Below are 19316 nucleotides of genomic sequence, written 5' to 3' on the forward strand. Positions count from 1 at the left end.
GAAAACTCTCTTATATTTTAATCTTCTTTTCTTTTGACAGTTAAGAGTGCTGCTGAAACTGCCATGCTAACACTTGCGATGAAGAGAGCTGTTTCAGAGTTATGTTCACCCGTATTTGGAAGAGCATTTGAATTTACCTCTTTAGATGTATCTTTATTCTCTACTGAAAGTTTTGAATCTTCTCGATACTCTGGTTTTTCCACTACAGGCGCAGGTTGGTTACCTACTGTACCAATTTGGCCTTTGTATTCTGGAACTTCATGGATTGCGCCATCACTTCCATTCACACCACCGGTAAACTCTGGTACTTCATGAATTGTTGCTTCAGCTCCATTTACACCACCTGTAAATTCTGGTGCTTGGCTCACAGTTGCTTCTGCTGCGTTAACTCCACCCTTGAATTCTGGAACTTCGTTTACAGCTACTTCTTCTCCTGCCGTTCCAACTAGTCCTGTATACTCTGGAACTTCTACAACTGGTGCTGGCTCATCGCCTGCTGTACCTAGAACCCCTGTATATTCTGGAAGTTCTACAACCGGTGCTGGTTCATCACCTGCTGTACCTAGAACCCCTGTGTATTCTGGAACTTCATGAATAGTTGCTTCAGCACCATTTACACCACCTGTGAATTCCGGAACTTCAACGACTGGTGCTGCTTCGTCACCCTTACTTGATGTTGGAGTTTCTGGATCTGGTGTTGGTTCTGGGTCCGGAGTTGGTTCTGGGTCCGGAGTTGGCTCTGGATCTGGAGTTGGCTCTGGATCTGGAGTTGGTTTCGGATCTGGAGTTGGCTCTGGATCTGGAGTTGGAGTAGGTGTTTCATCTTTCAATTGATCAAGATAATCTGCAAAGTATTCAAGCATTCTATTAGTCAATAGATGATTATCAGTTGCGTATTTCATGCTAGCAACAACACTTGCCACTTCTTCTTGATTGCTCTTATTAGTCAATTTTTGAGCCTTAGCCAAGGCTGCTTCATATGCTGATGTATCGAGACCTGCTTCAGCAACTTGCGGACGAGCAAAGATCAATTCTGCAGCTGATTGATATTGGTTACCACCATCTCCGTAAGTTCTTGTTCCTGTTAGGACAATCTTCTTAGCTTTGATAGTCTTACCAAAGTCAATATCTTTTGGCTTGTTATTATCAGCCCAATTAGTTGCATTGAAGGTATGTTCCTTGCCTGTTTCATCAGTTACTACAAGAGTTACATCTCTCAAGTTACCATTTGAACCTGAACCACGTGGAACATAACGGAAGCCTGTGATTTCAGTTGGTTCCTTCAAGACCATGGTTGCTGGTTTACCAACATCTCCACCGCTCCATGATGTATGCCATAGGCTAGACAAGTTACCGTCAAAGGCATTTTCAAGACCTTCACCAGCTTGAGCAGGAGCTGAAAGACTTGCAAAGTCATCTGCCACAAGAGCTACTTTCTTCATGACCAAAGCGTCTTTCAAAGCATTGACTTTAGCGATTTCTGCTTTAGCCTCTTCTACACTGATGTCATCGTCTGCTTGACTGAGGTTGAAGACTGCTTCTTTCAAAGCATCCATAGATTCTTGGGTGTAATTAGTCATGGCTACAGTTGGAAGATAGTTCTTGACTGCATTTTCTGTCATCATCTTACCTGTCAAGACAATCTCTTCGATTTGAAGTCTATCCATCATGAAGTCATTGTAACCACGGAAGTTAGCATTACCACCAGAATCTCCACGAGTATTACTTGCGTTACCTGTTGAGTAGATACCGATCCAAGTATCGCCAGTTTCAGCACCTGTCACAAGGAAGGTTGCGCGTTTTGCTTTTGGAGAATCTGTCCATGAGTTTGGTAATTCATGCATTTCGAGATCGCTTGCTTGACTACCACGACGGCCAGATTGGAATTCTCCCTTACCTACAACAAATGCGTAAGTACTATCAGAACCTGCTTCGTAGTCAAATGTAATACGGTAGGTCTTACCTGCTTCAAAGCGGAAGTTTTGTGGAATTGTTTGGTAAACCAAGTTACGACGGCTAACGAGACCGTTTGTCTTGAGTGACCAATTTCCTTCGATAACATCATCAACTTTCTTGCCGTTCCAATCACGTTGTGTGTATGGAGCATGTTTTTCAGACAAGTGAGTACGGTTGTCTTCAACACCTTCGATTCCACCGATGACAAATGGGAAGATACCTTGTCCAACATTTTCAAAGTCTTGTTTGAAGACGCCTGTTGCAGTATCGTGACCATCACCATACATAGCAGAGTCATTTTCGAAGGTACGGATTTCGTCGAAGTAAGTTGCCTCTTCTCCTGCTTCACGACTCAAGGTCAAGGTTACATTTGATACATCTGAACCTGTTGTGAAGAAGGCATACATATTTTGGAAGTAACTTGTATCATTAACAGTTGCGTTGTCACGACGTGTGTTATGAGCGTATGCTTTAACATAGTTGAGAGCGAGTGACTTGTTAGTGTAGTTGGTCACTTCTTTCTCACCAGTATTAACAGTAATGCTTGCTTTAGCATCACTACGGTTGTCCACACCGACATAGACTGCATATTTAGTATTTGGTTTCAAGCCAGTCAATTTTTGAGTGAGACTAACTTTTTCTTTATTGCCTTGGATACGAAGCATTTGGTTGGCACCTTGAGACTTCACGATTTCAGCCTTAGATGCATCACCTGTGATCTTCCAATGATCCAAAGATTCGCTGTTAAATCCTTGGTCATAGATATGCATTCCTTCACTCCATGACATTTCAGGATTTGTTTGTTTAGAACGATAAAGAACATAAGGTTGGTTTGCTAGGAGATCAAGGGTAATCTTACCATCTTTGACAGCTACTTCTTGTTCTTCAGTCTTACCTTGGTCTGTTAACTTGTAAAGGTAAACTTTGCCATTTGCCCAGTCGCTAGGAAGCGTCCAAGTTGTTGCACCTTTTTCAGTATTGAAGTAGTACATCTTTTCCTTGTCACCAGTAAGCTTGTTACCATTTGCATCCCAGTTCCAAGGTGTCAAGTAGGCTGAACCATCTTGAATGACACGACCGTTGAGAGTAACTGTACGTTCACGATATTGTGGGCTATTAACATCGTTAGATTTACGAGTAACAACTACCTTGTTGTTTTCCTCATCGACCAATTCAACCTTCATTTCAGGCGTCCACTTGTATGTGCCACCATTGTCAGTCATGGTTACTGGTTTACCATTTTCCCATTTGCTAACAGTGAAGTGTTGGAAGTATTTGGTCATAACATCGTGGGCAAACAAGTTGGTTACATAACCATTATAGTCGCTACGGCCTTGCCAGCCTTCGAAGTCTTTCATGCTGTATCCGCCTAGAAGTGGGTAGTTTGCCGCACCTCCGTAGCTTCTGTAATCACCAACCCAGGCATCTTTTTGGTGGTTACGGATAAAGCGAGTGATGGCACTGTTGATACCTTTATTGGTATAGCCACCATAAGTCAAGTCAGCTGCCCAGTGATGGAAGGTAGAGTCATACTCACCACCATGGCCCCACTCAATTGCAAAACGCCAACCTTGTTTGTTGATTTCTTTCGCAAGAACGTGAGTTGCCCAAGCACCGTTGTCTCCTGATTGACCGTTACCCCAAACGTCGACATAGATGAAGTCTAAGCCTTCACCCAATTCTTTCTTCAATTCTTCCCAACGAGCCAAACGTCCATGAGCTAAGTCGTAAGCTGCATCGATATTGATACCTTGGTCAAGCCAGTTCCAACCGTAGCTATAGCTTCCATCAGCATTTTTACGAAGGATATTTTCATTGAAGTATTTTGATTCAGGATAGGTTTCTGAGGCGTTGACGTGAATACCGAGGTGGGCACCATATTTCTTAGCTTTTTCAATAAGAGCTTTAAAGTCCTCTGTACCACCGATACGTTTACCGATATCTGCGTAGTTTAGGTGACCTGAGTCATGCCCTTCACTACCGTAACCTTTAAGGAGGACACCCTGACCAAGACCATCGGTGTGGAGGTTGATCTTCTTGATACCATCCAAGGTCATGAGGAATGGGTTTTGCGCTTGTGAACCAAAGTTCATGGCGATACGATAGGCTGTAATATTTTTAACTTTTTCCCAACCTTGAGGGTTGTTCATAATGCTTCGATAAGCAATCGCACCATCTTGCCAGTCTACTTTATTATCAGCATTGGCATCTTCTGTGATGACAACTTTAGCACTTGGAAGTTCCTTAGTATACGCTGGGTAGACGATACCATTGTGAGCTTTTTCCCACTGCCATTCAGAGCTATGAATTTCAACGTAGTTAGCATTACCAATAGTGTTCTTGTAGGCTGTCAAACGTGTCCAGTCGTAAGAACCACCACCGTAGCTGTTTTGTGAGTTACTCCATACACCTGCTGCAAGCTTGTCTGTTGAAACGAACCCATACATGTAGCCTTTAGCCAGATCTTTCATTGGATTTGTTACTTCGATATGGTCGTCACCACTTACGTGAGTATTGTTTGACATGGTTGCACCATCAAACTTAGCTCCAGCCTGGTCACTTGATACAGACACCAAGGCATTGCCTAGGAAGCTGATTGAAGAAAGTAGTTTACGTTCATCATCAATCTTTTGTCCTGGTGTTACTTGGTTATGGTTGACAATCTTAGTCACATCAAAGTGAAGTTGATTGTCCACCACTTGCAAACGAACTGTCATATCTGCATTGATGAGGTTTTCCGCATCACGGAGTTTCATTTCATACTCGGCAGTTGTTGCATTAATCTTCTTATAAGTAACTTCAGGAGTTACTGCCTTTTTATTGATGAGGACTTTGTTTATTTGTTGAACTTGACCTGGAAGCTTGTTGCCGTTTAGTACGTATTCTTTAATACGTGGGAAAGCTTGGTCAATAACTGCTTTCAATACTGTAGATTCGATAGTGTCGTATATAACTTTGCTATCGTCTACTGTATCACCTTTTTCTTTTTCAGCAGCCTCTTGGTCTTTTTTCACGCCTTCTTGGTCATCAGTTTTAACATTTACAATGGTTCTCTCGCTACCATAGCTTCCAGCCTTAAGAACGATTTTCTTCTCATCTTTGAGCTTTTCATTTACTGCAGATGGTAAGGTAAGTGTGTCAAAGAGTTTGACATCATTGTTTGTTGCGTTAAGTTGTCCATCTGATTTGAGGCTGATAGTCAAGTGGTTGACAGAACCATTTACTGGTGCTGCAACACGACCACCTTGGTACCAAAGTCCACTACCATTTGTCTTGTATTCCCAGAACCATCCGCCTTGGTCATACCCTACAAAAACGTTGTTATCGGTATCTTTAAATTTCATAAAGACACCAAAGCGTGATTTACCTGTTTCAGAATCTTCTTTGAAGGTCAAATCAACTGTAGCATTTCCATTTTCATCAACAGTCAAACCTTCTTTTTCAAACAAGGCTGGTTTTTTACCATTGTCATTTTGAGCAGTTGACGCTAGTTGGTTGTAACGAACTCCATTTTCTTCACGAATCGTTACAGTTCCCTGTTGTTCTTTATTTTCAACAGTTTTCCATTCTGGTTTGACTTCTTTTCTTTCAGCTGGTTTGTTTTCAGCTGGTTTTTCTTCTTTCGGCTTATCTTCTTTTGGTTTTTCTTCCTTGTCTTCAACTTGTTTATCAAGTGCATCTAGACCTGCTGGTTTTGTTGTTTCAATGCCCTTGATATAGTTTTGAATCCATTCAAGTTGCGCTGGTGAGAAGAGAATCCCTCCACTACGGCTTCCAACAACACCATTTTGGTGGATACCGATCAATTTTCCATTTTCATCGAAAATTCCGCCACCACTTGCACCTGGTTCACTTCCTTGATAGCTGATGCCACGAACACCTTCGCCGTGATTATTGATATCTTCAACTGTCGTATTGAGGATTGGAGAAAGTTTTCCAGTTGGATAACCAAACACGTGTACCTTATCTCCAACCTTAGTAGTTGCAGGTTTGTCAGTCACTTCAACAGGAGCGTTAGCAAGAGGAGAACGAAGCTTAACGATGGCCAAGTCATTCTTATATCCTTTTAGGAAGCCTTCACGGTCCCAGTGCTTAACATCATTCTTACTGAATTTAACATCAGGTGCTCCTTCGTAAGAAACTGAATAAACATCGCCATCACTTTCAATATTATCAGCTACCTTGCGATTATTTCCGTCTGGAACATCTTTGATAAAGTTATGAGAAACAGATAAAACTAGATTTTCACCGATGACGATACCGCTACCAACACCAGCTGCACTTTGAATTTTTACTGTTGCACCATAGTTTAATTCACCATTTTTTGTTTTAGCGACATCTTCTGGAACAAGACTCTTGTCTTCTTTTGCTAATTCCTCTTTTGATACAGTACTGCCATTTTCTTCAGCCTTATCAAGTTTTCCACGTAAGTCTTCTGGAAGAGCATCTGAAGCTGCTGCTGCTTTTTCTTTCTCAAGTAATTCTTCTTCTGTTTTTGGTCCTTCAGTTATTTCAGGAGAACCTTGGTCTTCACCAGGTTTTGGCGCCTCAAAATCACGTCCATCATCTTCTTTTGCGTTAGCAAGAGCTGCAGCCAAATCTGCTGGCATATTTGCTGTTGAGCCTGTTTGCGGAGAATCTGCAAAAACAGTGCTAGTTCCAAAGAAAGCTGCACCAATCATGACAGAAGCAACCCCTAATGAAAATTTCCGAATACTATATTTGCAACGTTTTTCAAATAATCTTTTATCCATCGGTTTATTGTTCCTTTCAGTTTACAAAGTAAGCGTTTGCATTTTTGTTTAAAAAAATATCCTCCTCATTTTTTTAACGCCACTAGATAAACATATAATTTTTTCTATACCAATTTAATATATCAAAAACAGTTTAAAAAATCAATACTTTAACAGGTAAAACTAGTAAAAGTATAATCCATTTTCCTGACTATTCTGAATAGAATTTCAGAAGGCCTTATTTCTAGCCATTTCGACACAAAAAAAGAAACCTCATCAGAAAAGTTAAACTAACTTCGTCTAACGTTTCAATAAAGTTTCCATGCATTTTTATACTATTTTTACGTTTTTTATTGTTGTAAGACTTTTCGAGGTTTTGTTCCTTCTGCAGGTCCAATAACCCCAGCCATTTCTAATTCTTCCATCAAGCGAGTTGCTCGGTTAAAACCAACTGATAATCTACGTTGAATCATGGATGCGCTCGCTTTTTGAGTTTCAATGACCAGAGCCTTGGCTTCTTCAAATAGTGGATCTCCACCTTCATCTCCTGTGCCAGACTCAGCATCTGTCTCAGAAACTTCTCCTGGATCAAAACTATCATCATAATCAGCATCTGCTTGAGCCTTAATGAAGCCGACAATACGTTCCACATCATCATCCGAGATAAAGGAACCTTGCAAGCGAACAGGGTGGTTTTCATCGATTGGTTTGAAGAGCATATCCCCTCGACCAAGCAATTTCTCCGCACCATTTTCATCCAAAATCGTACGTGAATCCGTTCCAGAAGATACAGCAAAGGCTACACGAGATGGTACATTAGCCTTAATCAAACCAGAAATAACATCAACCGACGGACGCTGGGTCGCGAGGATCATATGAATACCAGCTGCACGCGCCTTCTGTCCAAGACGGATAATGGCATCTTCTACTTCCTTGCTGGCCACCATCATAAGGTCAGCTAACTCATCAACAATCACAACAATCAAAGGAAGAGGTACTTGTTTGTACTCAGATTGAGCGTTGAATTCCTCAACCTTGGCATTGAAACCAGCAATATTCCGAACTCCGACTTTAGCAAAAAGTTCATAGCGATTTTCCATCTCATCAACAACCTTTTGCAAAGCCTTACTAGCCTTACGAGGGTTAGTCACGACCGGAATCAAGAGGTGAGGAATATCATTATAGACTGACAACTCAACCATCTTCGGATCCACCATCATAAACTTGACTTGGTCTGGACGTGCCTTCATAAGAATACTTGCAATGATACCATTGACTGCAACAGATTTACCAGACCCTGTCGAACCAGCTACTAGCAAGTGAGGCATTTTAGCCAGGTCGAAACTGCGAGCTGTACCATTGACGGCTTTGCCAAGGGGGATTTCTAGCAGATTTTCAGGTTTAGTTTGTGATTGTTCCCAGAGCTCTCGAAAGGATACGGTCGCAATTTCAGAGTTAGGCACTTCAATCCCGACCAAGGATTTCCCTGGAATCGGTGCTTCAATACGGACATCTTTCGCAGCCAAGGCCAGAGCCAAGTCATCTGCTAGATTGGAAATGCGATTGACACGAACACCAACTGCTGGCTTGACTTCGTACTTGGTAACAGATGGACCGATTTCAGCACGTTCAACCGTTACCTTGATACCGAAACTCGCAAAGGTTTCTTCCAAAATTTTGATATTTTCTCGTACGATTTTCTTTTCTTTTGACTGATCTTTTGGTTTATCAGGTGCGAAGAGTTGCAAGCTGGGGAGTTTATACTCCAAGGCCTTTTTAGCAGAAAAATCTACTTCAACATCTTCATCTTCTGCATAGTCATCCTCCTGAGGAATGTCATCTACTTTAGGATAATCATAGTCCGCTTGCGGGAGAATAATCTCAGGTTCCACCCATTCTTCCTCTGGAAGTGGTGGTAAATCATCAAAGTGAACAGGAGGAGCTTCTAAAATCTCGCCAGTTTCCAAATCAACAGGAGGTATATCCAATAAGGCTTGCTCTGCTTGTTCTTTTTCTAGTCTTTCCTGTTCCTCTGCTTCCTTACGAGCTTTTTCTTCTTCTCGTTTGATGAAGCGTTCTTGTTTCCTCTGCTCACGTCGCTCCATCCAAAGTGCAAAACGTACTCCAAGAAAATCAGCGACATCATAGACAGACCAGGGACTAACTAGAAGAGCACCGATTAAGATTAAGATAGCTCCGATAAAATAAGTGCCAATATTTGAAAAGAGAAAGGCGACTGGAATATAAAGAGCAACACCTAGAAGTCCTCCTCCAGCAAAGCTAGTCACACGAAATCCTGTCAAATCTGTCAAAACTTGGGCTAAAGTTCCCTTAAAGACAGACTGCTCGATGCCATATTTCCATACAAGATAAGCTTCAAAAATCAGCAATAAGCCTGAAAAAATGCAAAGAAAACCTGAGATCAGACCTTCTTGCTTCCGAATCCATTTAAAGAGAAAAAGATAAACTAGAACGACAAAGATGACCAGATAGGCCAGACTTCCTACTAATAGACGAATGAGATTATAGAGGGTGAGTCCCACTGCTCCTAATTTCAGAGCAGCGAACATTAAGCAAAAAGCTATGACTAAGGAAATTAACATCCGTTGGATAGCTTGCTTTCTTTCTAATTCAGCTTTTGACGGTCTCCGTCTTGTTTTACTTGTTTTTTTGTTTGCCATATTTCTATTATAACACACTTCAGAAACTTTGTTTAAAGTGAAAAAAATGACCACATCTACTAGACACAATCATCTTTCGTTAATAATTCTGCAGTTTCTTTTCTGTATGATTTTTCAACAACTTTAGATCACTGCTTCTTTAAAAATCTGATTGCTGATTTTCTTGCTTTCTCAATCTTTTCGACTTCTAGATTCTCCACAGCAGATGTAGGTATCCATTTTTTCCCAAATAAAACTTGAACTGCTTCTATCATCAGAGCACAAGCCTGCAAATCCTTTTCTTCTGCAATTGCTTCACCAAACAAACCCTTTGTTTTCTCTATCAAGACTTCTTTTTCAACTTGATGAAAAGATAATTGCATCAAACTACTGGCAGACCAGGCACGACAAAGTGGATCTTTGTCAGTCAAGAGATGTTGGCCTAAGGTTTCTATCTCACTTATTGAACCAATCCACCCTAGGGCAATGATTAGCTTTCTACGATTCGAAGCTTCTGGACTAGGTAAAAGAGAGATCAGAACAGGAAGTACTTGCTTGCAAGAAGACGCATAAAAATCTCTATGTCTTACTTTGGAAAGGATTTTCGCTAGGAAATAAACAATCAAAATGCGTTGACTCTCATCTTCCTCTTGATCGAGAGTTTCCAAAAGATAGTCTATCCCCTCCTGCCCATGCTGGTCAAAACTTGCTTCAAAATTTAGGTCAGTCCCTTCCTCCCAATCTTTGCAAATGAGTTCAAAATGAAAGGCAATTTCTGGGCTCCTACCTAAATCAGCTATAAAATGAATTCGTTTAGAATCAGGAAAATCTTCCTCCACCAAGCTGGCATAAACCTTCTGCAACTCTTCTTTTGTAAGATTTTGGTGAGAGATCTTTGCTTTCTTTAGTTTGTCGATTCCTTCTTTTCTAGAATCACTCATGACACTTATCTCCTCTAAGATATTTGTAGAACTTCAGCATTCTATCATTTAAATTCTCTAATATTTATCTCTATTATATCACTTTAAAGACCTGTCTCCCTAACTTCATTATCAAAAAATGACTGCCCACTTTCGTGTTCAGTCATTTGAATGTATTTGTAATTATTTTTCTAAAGGTTTACGAAGGTAACCATAAACTACACCACTAACAAGTGCTCCAATCAAGACAAAGACAAGGTAAAGAAGGGCATTTGTTGTAAGGGCGATAACGAAGATTCCTCCGTGAGGTGCCATCAGTTTGATACCTGCAAGACCAACAAGTCCACCTGCCACTGATGAACCAAGGATAAAGCTTGGGATAGCACGAGCTGGGTCAGCCGCACCAAATGGAATCGCACCTTCAGTGATGAATGACAAGCCCATAACGATGTTTGTCAAACCTGAGTTGCGTTCTTCTTTTGTGAATTTATCTTTAAAGAGAAGTGTTGCAACGAAGATCGCAAGTGGTGGAACCATTCCTCCAGCCATAACTGCTGCCATAGCTACTGAACCACCTGTTGACACTGTTGCTGCAAGAGTACCAGTACCAAAGACATAAGCTGCTTTATTGACAGGTCCACCCATATCGACAGCCATCATTCCTCCAAGAACGATACCAAGAAGGACAGCTGAACCGCCTCCAAGACCCCCAAGGAAGTCGTTCATAGCAGTGTTGATTGCTGCCATTGGGATGTTAACAGCAAGCATGACAAATCCAGTCAAGATTGTTCCAAGAAGTGGCAAGAGAAGGATTGATTTAGCACCTTCAAGTGAACGAGGAACTTTAACGTATTTCTTGATAGCAAGCACCAAAGCACCTGCGATAAATCCACCCACAAGGGCGCCTAGGAAACCAGATGAGACACCAGCAAGAGTTGAAGTTGCTTCACCACCTGCGGCATAAGGGATTTTACCAAAGGCAAAACCTTCTTTGGCAATAGCACCAGCCACGAAACCAGCTACCAAACCTGGTTTTTCAGCGATAGAGTAGGCAACATATCCTGCAAAGACTGGGAGCATCAAGCCAAAGGCTGCACCACCAATTTTCATGAACATAGAAGCTAGCTCATGGTAAGAACCAAGATTGCCAAGGTTTTCATTTGGCACACCCAAAGCACCATCAATCAAGAAGGCAAGGGCAATCATGATACCACCACCGATAACGAATGGCAACATTTGAGATACACCACTCATCAAGTGTTTGTAGAAAGCACCACCTAGACTTTGTTTTTCATTAGATGCTGTTGAAGCTTGCGCTCCATTAGCAGCACGATATACTTCAGCATTACCAGAAAGAGCCAAGTTGATCAACTCTTCTGTCTTACGAATACCATCTGCAACTGGACGGTTCACCAATGGTTTACCATCAAAACGATCCATTTCAACAGCCTTATCTGCAGCAATAATAACAGCTTTAGCCTTACGGATATCTTCTGCTGTCAATTGGTTGCCAACACCACTAGCACCGTTGGTTTCAACCTTGATACCAACACCCATTTCAGCAGCCACTTTTTGAAGAGCTTCTTGAGCCATGTAAGTGTGGGCAATACCTGTTGTACACGCTGTAACTGCTACGATGAAGTCATCAGAGTCATTTGCAGAAACTTGTACTGGTTCTTGAGCTTTTTCTGAAGCTTGGTCAAAGAGGTCGATAACTTGATCAGCTGTTGTTACTTGACGAAGTTTGTCAGCAAAGCCGTCTTTCATCAAGTATTGAGACAATTCGGCTAAGGCAGCCAAGTGCGTATCATTAGCACCTTCTGGAGCCGCAATCATAAAGAAGAGGTCAGTTGGTTGCCCGTCCAAGCTTTCGTAGTCAACACCTTTGTTTGACTTAGCAAAGAGAACTGTCGCTTCTTTAACAGCAGCGTTTTGCTGTGAGGCATTGCGATACCGTCACCCAAACCTGTAGAAGTCAAAGCTTCACGCGCTAAAATTCCTTCTTTAAAGGTTTCAAAATCTGACACGTATCCGTGATCAACCAAGCTATGAATCATTTCTTCAATAACTGCTGTTTTTTCAGTTGCTTGCAAATCCAGCAACATCACATCTTTTCTCAATAAATCTTGAATTTTCATCTTTTTTCTACCTCAACTTTTTCATAAGTTTCTTTAATAAATGTTGCAGTTGCTAAATCATCTGAAAATGTAGTTGCTGTTCCACAAGCCACTCCCCATTTGAAGGCTTCTACTGCGTCTTTTGATTTGACAAACTCACCCGTAAATCCAGCAACCATCGAGTCACCAGCACCCACTGAGTTTTTCACGGTTCCCTTGATCGGTTTAGCAAAGTATGCTCCATCTGATGTTACCAGAAGGGCACCATCACCAGCCATAGAGATAATAACGTTTTGAGCACCTTTAGCCAGCAATTCTCGAGCGTATTTCTCTATTTCATCAAGGTTTTCAAGCTTGACTCCAAAGATAGCTCCAAGTTCATGATTGTTTGGTTTGACTAAAAGTGGTTGATAATCCAAACTATCGATCAAGGTCTGACCTTCAAAGTCACAAACCACTTGAGCACCTGTCTGACGCGTCAAAGCAATCAAATCCTTGTAGATGACATTGCCTAGGTTCTTAGCGCTTGAACCTGCAAAGACAACTGTATCTTCTGCTGTTAAACTTGAAAGAATAGCTTTCAACTCTTCAAGCTGTTCTGGTTCAACAGTAGGCCCAGTTCCGTTGATTTCTGTTTCTTGGTCGGCTTTAATCTTGACATTGATACGCGTATCTTCTGCCACTTGGACAAATCGTGTTTCAATTTGCTCTTCAGCCAAAGTGTCTGTGATAAATTTACCTGTAAAGCCACCGATGAAGCCTGTCGCAGTATTTGGAATATCTAAGCGTTTCAAGACACGGCTAACATTGATTCCCTTACCACCAGCAAACTTATCATCACTGTCCATACGATTGACACTACCAACTTCCACTTTATCCAGACGGACAATGTAGTCAATAGATGGATTAAGCGTGATTGTATAAATCATACTTCGATAACCTCCGTTTTCTCTTTGATAGCTGACAAGAGCTCGTGACCCTTGCTTGTAATCACAATAGCTCGTTTTATAGGGGCGACCTTAGCGAAACAAGACTGACCAACCTTAGACGAATCCGCCAAAACATAGGTTTGTTTGGCATTTTCTAGAATAGCTCGCTTAACCGCTCCCTCCTCCATATCTGGAGTTGTATAATAACCTTCATCTACACCGTTCATTCCGATAAAGGCACGATCAAAGTGCAGTTGGTTAATCTGGTTGAGAGCCACTCCGCCGATACTAGCATCCGTTGTCATCTTAACTCCACCACCAATAATAACAGTTGGAATTTGCTTATCCACTAATTGAACCGCATGGTGGATGGAGTTGGTTACTACGGTAATGTCTTTTCGCTCCAACTCCTTAATGAGAAAGGCTGTCGTACTTCCTGCATCCACAAAGATAACATCCTTTTCTTTGATGAGAGAAGCTGCCTTTTGAGCAATCAACTTTTTCTCTTGAAGGTTTTTGACAGATTTTTCTTGAATGGTTTCTTCTTCTTGCAAAGAGTGAGGCAACTCTGCTCCTCCATGCACTCGGCGAAGTTTATTTTCCGACTCCAATTCATCTAAATCTCGCCTAACTGTTGATTCTGAAGTATCTAGCAAGCCTACTAATTTCTCTAAAGTAACGACTTTATGTTTGCCTAGCTCCTCTAAAATCAACTTTTTTCTCTCAGTTTTTAGCACTTACTCACCTCCTGTTAACGATTACAATAATCATTCTATCACAAAAAATAGCAAAGTCAAGCACTTTTTGTCATTTTCTTTCATTTTCTATCATTTTGCCAATTGTTTGAATTTTATTTGCAAGATAATTCCCTTTATGTTAAACTATTTTAGTAAGGATTGGAAGATTACTCAAGAGGCTTAAGAGGCCGTGTTGGAAACGCGGTAGGCGTGTGAAAGCGTGCGTGGGTTCGAATCCCATGTCTTCCGTAGCTATAGTGTGGCTGCATCTTGATGCAGCTTTTTATAATGGATTTTCGTCTAAGATGAGGATTCTAAAAAATCACCCAAGATTTAACTCTCGGGTGATTTCTTTTTCGTCATTTTTAATAATCAAATGCTAGTCTTCTTCCACTTCATCTCAGATGCTCTTAAAAAATATCAAATAGCAATTTCACATTGAGGATGGTCAAGATAATGGAAACAATATAACCAAGGATGGTATTCCACTTGGCATTGGTAAATTCTCCCATCAGTGATTTCTTAGAAGTTAGATAAATCAAAGGAAAGATTGAAAATGGAAGAGCGATTGAAAGAAAGACCTGTGAATAAACCAATAACTGATCCAAGGTTTTTTCTTGATGACCAAACAGAACCGCTACTATCATAACAGGCAGTAAGGCAAAGAGACGAGTCGCCAAACGAATGAACCACTGAGGCAATCGCATATGCAAGAAACCTTCCATAACGATTTGTCCTGTCAAGGTACCTGTGATAGTCGAATTCTGACCACTGGCTAAAAGAGCCAAGGCAAACAAGGTTGATAAGGTTGAGCTAGCTATAGCTCCCGCAATGGTAGAATCCTGCAGGGCGTTATACATTTGAGAAAAGGCAGAAATTTCAGATGCATGTCCGAAAAAGAGAGACGCCCCTAAGATTAAAAGAAGGGAGTTAACGATAAAGGCCAAGGACAGTTGAAGATTCGAATCCCAGGTCATAAAGCGCACGGCTTTTCGAACATCATTCTTGTCTTTGTGATTGATTTTCCGAGTTTGAGACAAGGAAGAATGCAAATAGAGGTTGTGGGGCATCACTGTCGCACCCACGATCCCTAATGCCAAGGTTAATTGACTTTCATGCCCAGGCAGAGGACTCTCAAATAAGGTTGCATTTGGCAGATAACCTTCAACGATTCCTTGGAAGCTTGGATGTGACAAAGCTACTAGGTAAGTAAAGATTGCTAAGATCGTTAAAATTAGCGTGGTCACGATAGCTTCTATCTTCTTAAAGCCAAACTTCATCAGGAGCAATAAGAGAAAGACATCTAAAACTGTCAAGAGGATGGCTATCATAATCGGAATTTTAAAGAGAAGATTGAGGGCAATGGCTGAACCTAGAACTTCTGCCAAATCTGTCGCCATCAAGGCCAACTCCAAAATCACCCATAGACTATAACGAAGCCATTTAGGTGAATGATGAGCTGTTGCTTGAGCCAGGTCCATCTGAGTTACAATTCCAAGCTTTCCAGCCATCTGCTGAAGCTGCATGGCAATAAGCGATGAAATCAAGATGACAAACAAGAGACTGTACTTATAGGAAGCCCCACCGACGACACTGGTAATCCAGTTTCCAGGATCCATATAACCAACTGCCACAAGTGCTCCTGGCCCCAAGAAGGCCTTTAAATTTTGCCAGAAATGATTATTATTTGGAGTATCAATAGACTGATTAATCTCAGAGAGTGAAACTTTTTTATGAGAAGACATAGATACTTACCTCTTTCTAATCTTGTCTTTTCCTACTATTCTAATATTGAGAAGCCGAGATCACAAATTTATATCTAGAAGTTAAGAGATTTTTTGAAAGGACTTATGAAAATACTTGCTCATTTTCTCAATTTGCCCCTATTATATCATAAAATTCAACAAAATTTTATGGAAAGTCAGAATAAGTCTACTCATTAACGGTAATGATAAATCTATTGATAAACTTTGACATTTAATGGTGAACTGTAACTATTTTTTCTACTCGATTTCTCTATAAAAAAGTAAAAACCAGCGCTTTAGACGCTGGTTAATAATTTATTCTCAAATAAAGCAGAGGTTAAATCGCTTCTGTGACAAAACTTCTACTTTCAAGCACCTTAAGCATAGCATCTGCTGTATCCAAGGCTGTGAAGAGTGGCACGCCATGTTCAATGGCTGAACGACGAATTTGCTCACCGTCTTCGTCTGCTGTACGTTTTGTTCCAACGGTATTGACGATAGCTTGGATTTTCCCTTTGCGTACAAAGCTCGGAATATCCTTTTCATCATCACCAATTTTCCCTACCAATTGGGCCTTAAGACCATGATTTTCAAAGAAGGCTGCTGTTCCTTGAGTTGCCAAAATCCCGTATCCAATCTCTTGGAAACGACGAGCCAATCCCAAAGCTTCTTCCTTGGCATCATCAGCGATAGTAAAGACAACATTCCCAAAGGTTGGCAAGTGAAGATAAGAAGCTTCAAAGGCCTTGTAGAGTGCTTTTTCAAGAGTTGTATCAGAACCCATAACTTCCCCTGTTGACTTCATTTCAGGACCGAGCAAGCTGTCTACCTTAGCTAGCTTGGTAAAGGAGAAGACTGGTGCCTTGATATGAACGCGAGTGCTTTCTGGGTAAAGTCCATCTTGGTAACCAAGTTCTTCAAGACTTTGACCAAGAATTAACTTAGTCGCTACCTGAGCCATTGGGATATTGGTTACTTTAGAAAGGAATGGAACAGTCCGACTGGCACGAGGGTTAACTTCAATAACGTAGACTTTCTCATCCTTGATAACAAACTGAATATTCATCATCCCAAGACAGTTGAGGCCAATTGCAAGACGTTTGGTGTAGTCTGCAATTGTTTCTTGAACCTTTTGAGACAAGGTTTGTGGAGGATAAACCGCCATGGAGTCACCTGAGTGGACACCAGCGCGTTCGATATGTTCCATGATACCTGGGATGAGGACATTTTGTCCATCTGAAATGGCATCGACTTCACACTCTTGTCCGACGATATAAGAGTCAACAAGAACAGGATGGTCTGGACTTGCCTTAACCGCAGTACGCATGTAAGAACGAAGATCATCTTCATTCTCAACGATTTCCATGGCACGTCCACCCAAAACATATGAAGGGCGAACTAGAACTGGGAATCCGATCTTACGTGCAGCAAGTACTGCTTCTTCTTCATTGGTTGCTGTTTGTCCAGGAGGTTGTGGAATATCCAAGTCTTTGAGGGCTTGTTCGAAGAGGTCACGGTCTTCTGCACGGTCCAAGTCAGCAACTTGAGTACCAAGGATAGTCACCCCAGCTTTTGCTAATGGCTCAGCTAGGTTGATAGCTGTTTGACCACCGAACTGAACAATAACACCTTTTGGTTGCTCTAAGTCGATAACATTCATCACATCTTCGAACGTTAATGGTTCAAAGTAGAGTTTATCAGATACAGAGAAGTCTGTTGAAACTGTCTCTGGGTTTGAGTTCATAATGATGGCTTCGTAGCCAGCAGCTTGGATAGCCTTAACAGAGTGAACAGTCGCATAGTCAAACTCAACTCCTTGACCGATACGGATTGGACCAGAACCTAGGACCAGTACAGATTCCTTATCAGACTTGATAGACTCATTTTCCCAACCATAGGTTGAGTAGAAGTACGGAGTTTCTGATTCAAACTCTGCGGCACAAGTATCTACCATCTTGTAAACTGGGACAATCTTGTTTTCTAAACGAAGCTGGCGAACTTGGTCAGCTGTCGTTTTCCATAGTTCAGCAATCTTACGGTCTGAAAATCCATTCAATTTTGCTGTTTTCAAAACTTCAAGATCTTGTGGATGTGAGCCCAATTCTTGCTCAATTTCAAAGATATGCAAAAGTTTATCAAGATAGAAGATATCGATTTTTGTAAGCTCAGCAATTTCCTCAGGTGTATAACCACGACGAATAGCTTCTGATACGTAGAAGAGACGGTCATCTTGAGCCTTGACAACTTTTTCAATCAAGGCATCATCTGAAACATCTGCAAGTTCAGGCATTTCATTGTGATGCACCCCGATTTCAAGCGAACGACAAGCTTTAAGAAGTGACTCTTCAATATTACGACCAATGGCCATGACTTCTCCAGTCGCCTTCATCTGGGTACCAAGACGGCGTTCACCTTTTTCAAACTTGTCAAATGGGAAACGTGGAATCTTGGCAACCACGTAGTCAAGGGCTGGCTCAAACATGGCATAAGTTGAACCTGTAACTGGGTTGATGACCTCATCTAAGGTCAAACCGACTGCAATCTTAGCAGCCAATTTAGCGATTGGATAACCTGTCGCCTTGGAAGCAAGGGCTGAAGAACGAGATACACGAGGGTTTACTTCGATGACATAGTACTTAAAGCTGTGTGGATCGAGGGCCAACTGAACGTTACATCCACCTTCAATCTTGAGAGCGCGGATGATGCTCAAACTTGCATCACGAAGCATTTGGTTTTCATAGTCTGACATAGTCTGCGCTGGGGCAAATACGATCGAGTCTCCTGTGTGAATCCCAACGGGGTCAAAGTTTTCCATGTTACAAACAACAAGGGCATTGTCAGCTGAGTCACGCATAACTTCATATTCAATTTCCTTAAAGCCAGCGATTGAACGTTCAATCAAACACTGGGTAACAGGTGACAACTTCAAGCCATTCTCAGCGATCTCGCGCAATTCTTCTTCGTTGGCACACATACCACCACCAGTACCACCTAGAGTAAAGGCTGGGCGGACGATAACTGGGTAGCCAATAGTTGCTGCAAAGGCAACTGCTTCTTCAACCGTGTTTACAATTTCTGATTCTGGAATCGGTTGCTTGAGTTCTTCCATCAATTGTTTAAAGAGATCACGGTCTTCAGCTTGGTCGATGGCAGACAATTTAGTCCCGAGAAGTTCTACTCCCAATTCATCAAGAATACCATTTTTAGACAATTCCATGGCCATGTTAAGGCCTGTTTGACCTCCAAGTGTTGGAAGCAAGGCATCTGGACGCTCCTTACGAAGAATACGCGTTACAAACTCAAGTGTGATCGGCTCAATGTAAACCTTGTCCGCAATCTCCTTGTCCGTCATGATAGTCGCAGGGTTTGAGTTTACCAAGACAACCTCATACCCTTCCTCTTTCAAAGACAAGCAGGCCTGGGTTCCAGCATAGTCAAACTCAGCAGCCTGACCAATAATAATCGGACCAGAACCAATCACCATAATTTTTTGAATATCAGTACGTTTAGGCATAGTTT

At 41.5% G+C, this 19316-nt stretch carries 8 protein-coding genes, 1 tRNA gene and 1 pseudogene; 1 reads left to right on the forward strand and 9 read right to left on the reverse strand.

Features of this window, described 5'->3' with window-relative positions; translation table 11 throughout:
- Positions 1-17 precede the first annotated feature (17 nt).
- From HMPREF2987_RS02340 to HMPREF2987_RS02365, 7 genes and pseudogenes are all read right to left on the reverse strand, one after another.
- Entirely contained in the window at positions 18-6710 is a 6693-nt protein-coding gene (locus tag HMPREF2987_RS02340; RefSeq protein ID WP_083312403.1) for a SpGH101 family endo-alpha-N-acetylgalactosaminidase, read from the reverse strand.
- Positions 6711-7039: 329 nt separating this feature from the next.
- Positions 7040-9370 carry a DNA translocase FtsK gene (locus HMPREF2987_RS02345; RefSeq protein WP_075229168.1) on the reverse strand — a complete coding sequence of 777 codons (2331 nt, stop codon included), beginning with the start codon at positions 9368-9370 and terminating at the stop codon, positions 7040-7042.
- A 128-nt stretch (positions 9371-9498) separates the two neighbouring features.
- Positions 9499-10290 carry a HEAT repeat domain-containing protein gene (locus HMPREF2987_RS02350; protein ID WP_075229169.1) on the reverse strand — a complete coding sequence of 264 codons (792 nt, stop codon included), beginning with the start codon at positions 10288-10290 and terminating at the stop codon, positions 9499-9501.
- 162 nt (positions 10291-10452) lie between these two features.
- The gene (locus HMPREF2987_RS02355; protein WP_373878853.1) at positions 10453-12036 is read right to left on the reverse strand and encodes a PTS fructose transporter subunit IIC; all 1584 of its coding nucleotides are present in this window, start codon (positions 12034-12036) and stop codon (positions 10453-10455) included.
- Positions 12025-12407, reverse strand: a pseudogene (locus HMPREF2987_RS11395) (fructose PTS transporter subunit IIA); the annotation flags it as partial. The gene HMPREF2987_RS02355 and the pseudogene HMPREF2987_RS11395, both read right to left, overlap by 12 nt.
- Positions 12404-13315, reverse strand: coding sequence for a 1-phosphofructokinase (pfkB, locus tag HMPREF2987_RS02360; RefSeq protein WP_075229170.1), 912 nt, complete (start codon positions 13313-13315; stop codon positions 12404-12406). The pseudogene HMPREF2987_RS11395 and the gene pfkB, both read right to left, overlap by 4 nt.
- Complete coding sequence (locus tag HMPREF2987_RS02365) at positions 13312-14052, reverse strand: DeoR/GlpR family DNA-binding transcription regulator (protein ID WP_075229171.1); 741 nt, start codon at positions 14050-14052, stop codon at positions 13312-13314. Before HMPREF2987_RS02365 ends, pfkB begins: the two co-directional genes overlap by 4 nt.
- Before the next feature lie 161 nt (positions 14053-14213).
- Between HMPREF2987_RS02365 and HMPREF2987_RS02370 the strand changes: the two genes are divergently transcribed.
- Positions 14214-14301 (forward strand) — tRNA-Ser (locus HMPREF2987_RS02370).
- Positions 14302-14462: 161 nt separating this feature from the next.
- Here the strand turns inward: HMPREF2987_RS02370 and HMPREF2987_RS02375 are convergent.
- Positions 14463-15797: an Nramp family divalent metal transporter gene (locus HMPREF2987_RS02375; protein ID WP_075229172.1), complete on the reverse strand. Its 1335-nt coding sequence runs from the start codon at positions 15795-15797 to the stop codon at positions 14463-14465.
- A gap of 337 nt (positions 15798-16134) precedes the next feature.
- The gene (carB, locus tag HMPREF2987_RS02380) at positions 16135-19311 is read right to left on the reverse strand and encodes a carbamoyl-phosphate synthase large subunit (RefSeq protein WP_075229173.1); all 3177 of its coding nucleotides are present in this window, start codon (positions 19309-19311) and stop codon (positions 16135-16137) included.
- Positions 19312-19316 lie beyond the last annotated feature (5 nt).

The organism is Streptococcus sp. HMSC067H01 (genome assembly GCF_001814775.1).
Classification (GTDB): Bacteria; Bacillota; Bacilli; order Lactobacillales; family Streptococcaceae; genus Streptococcus.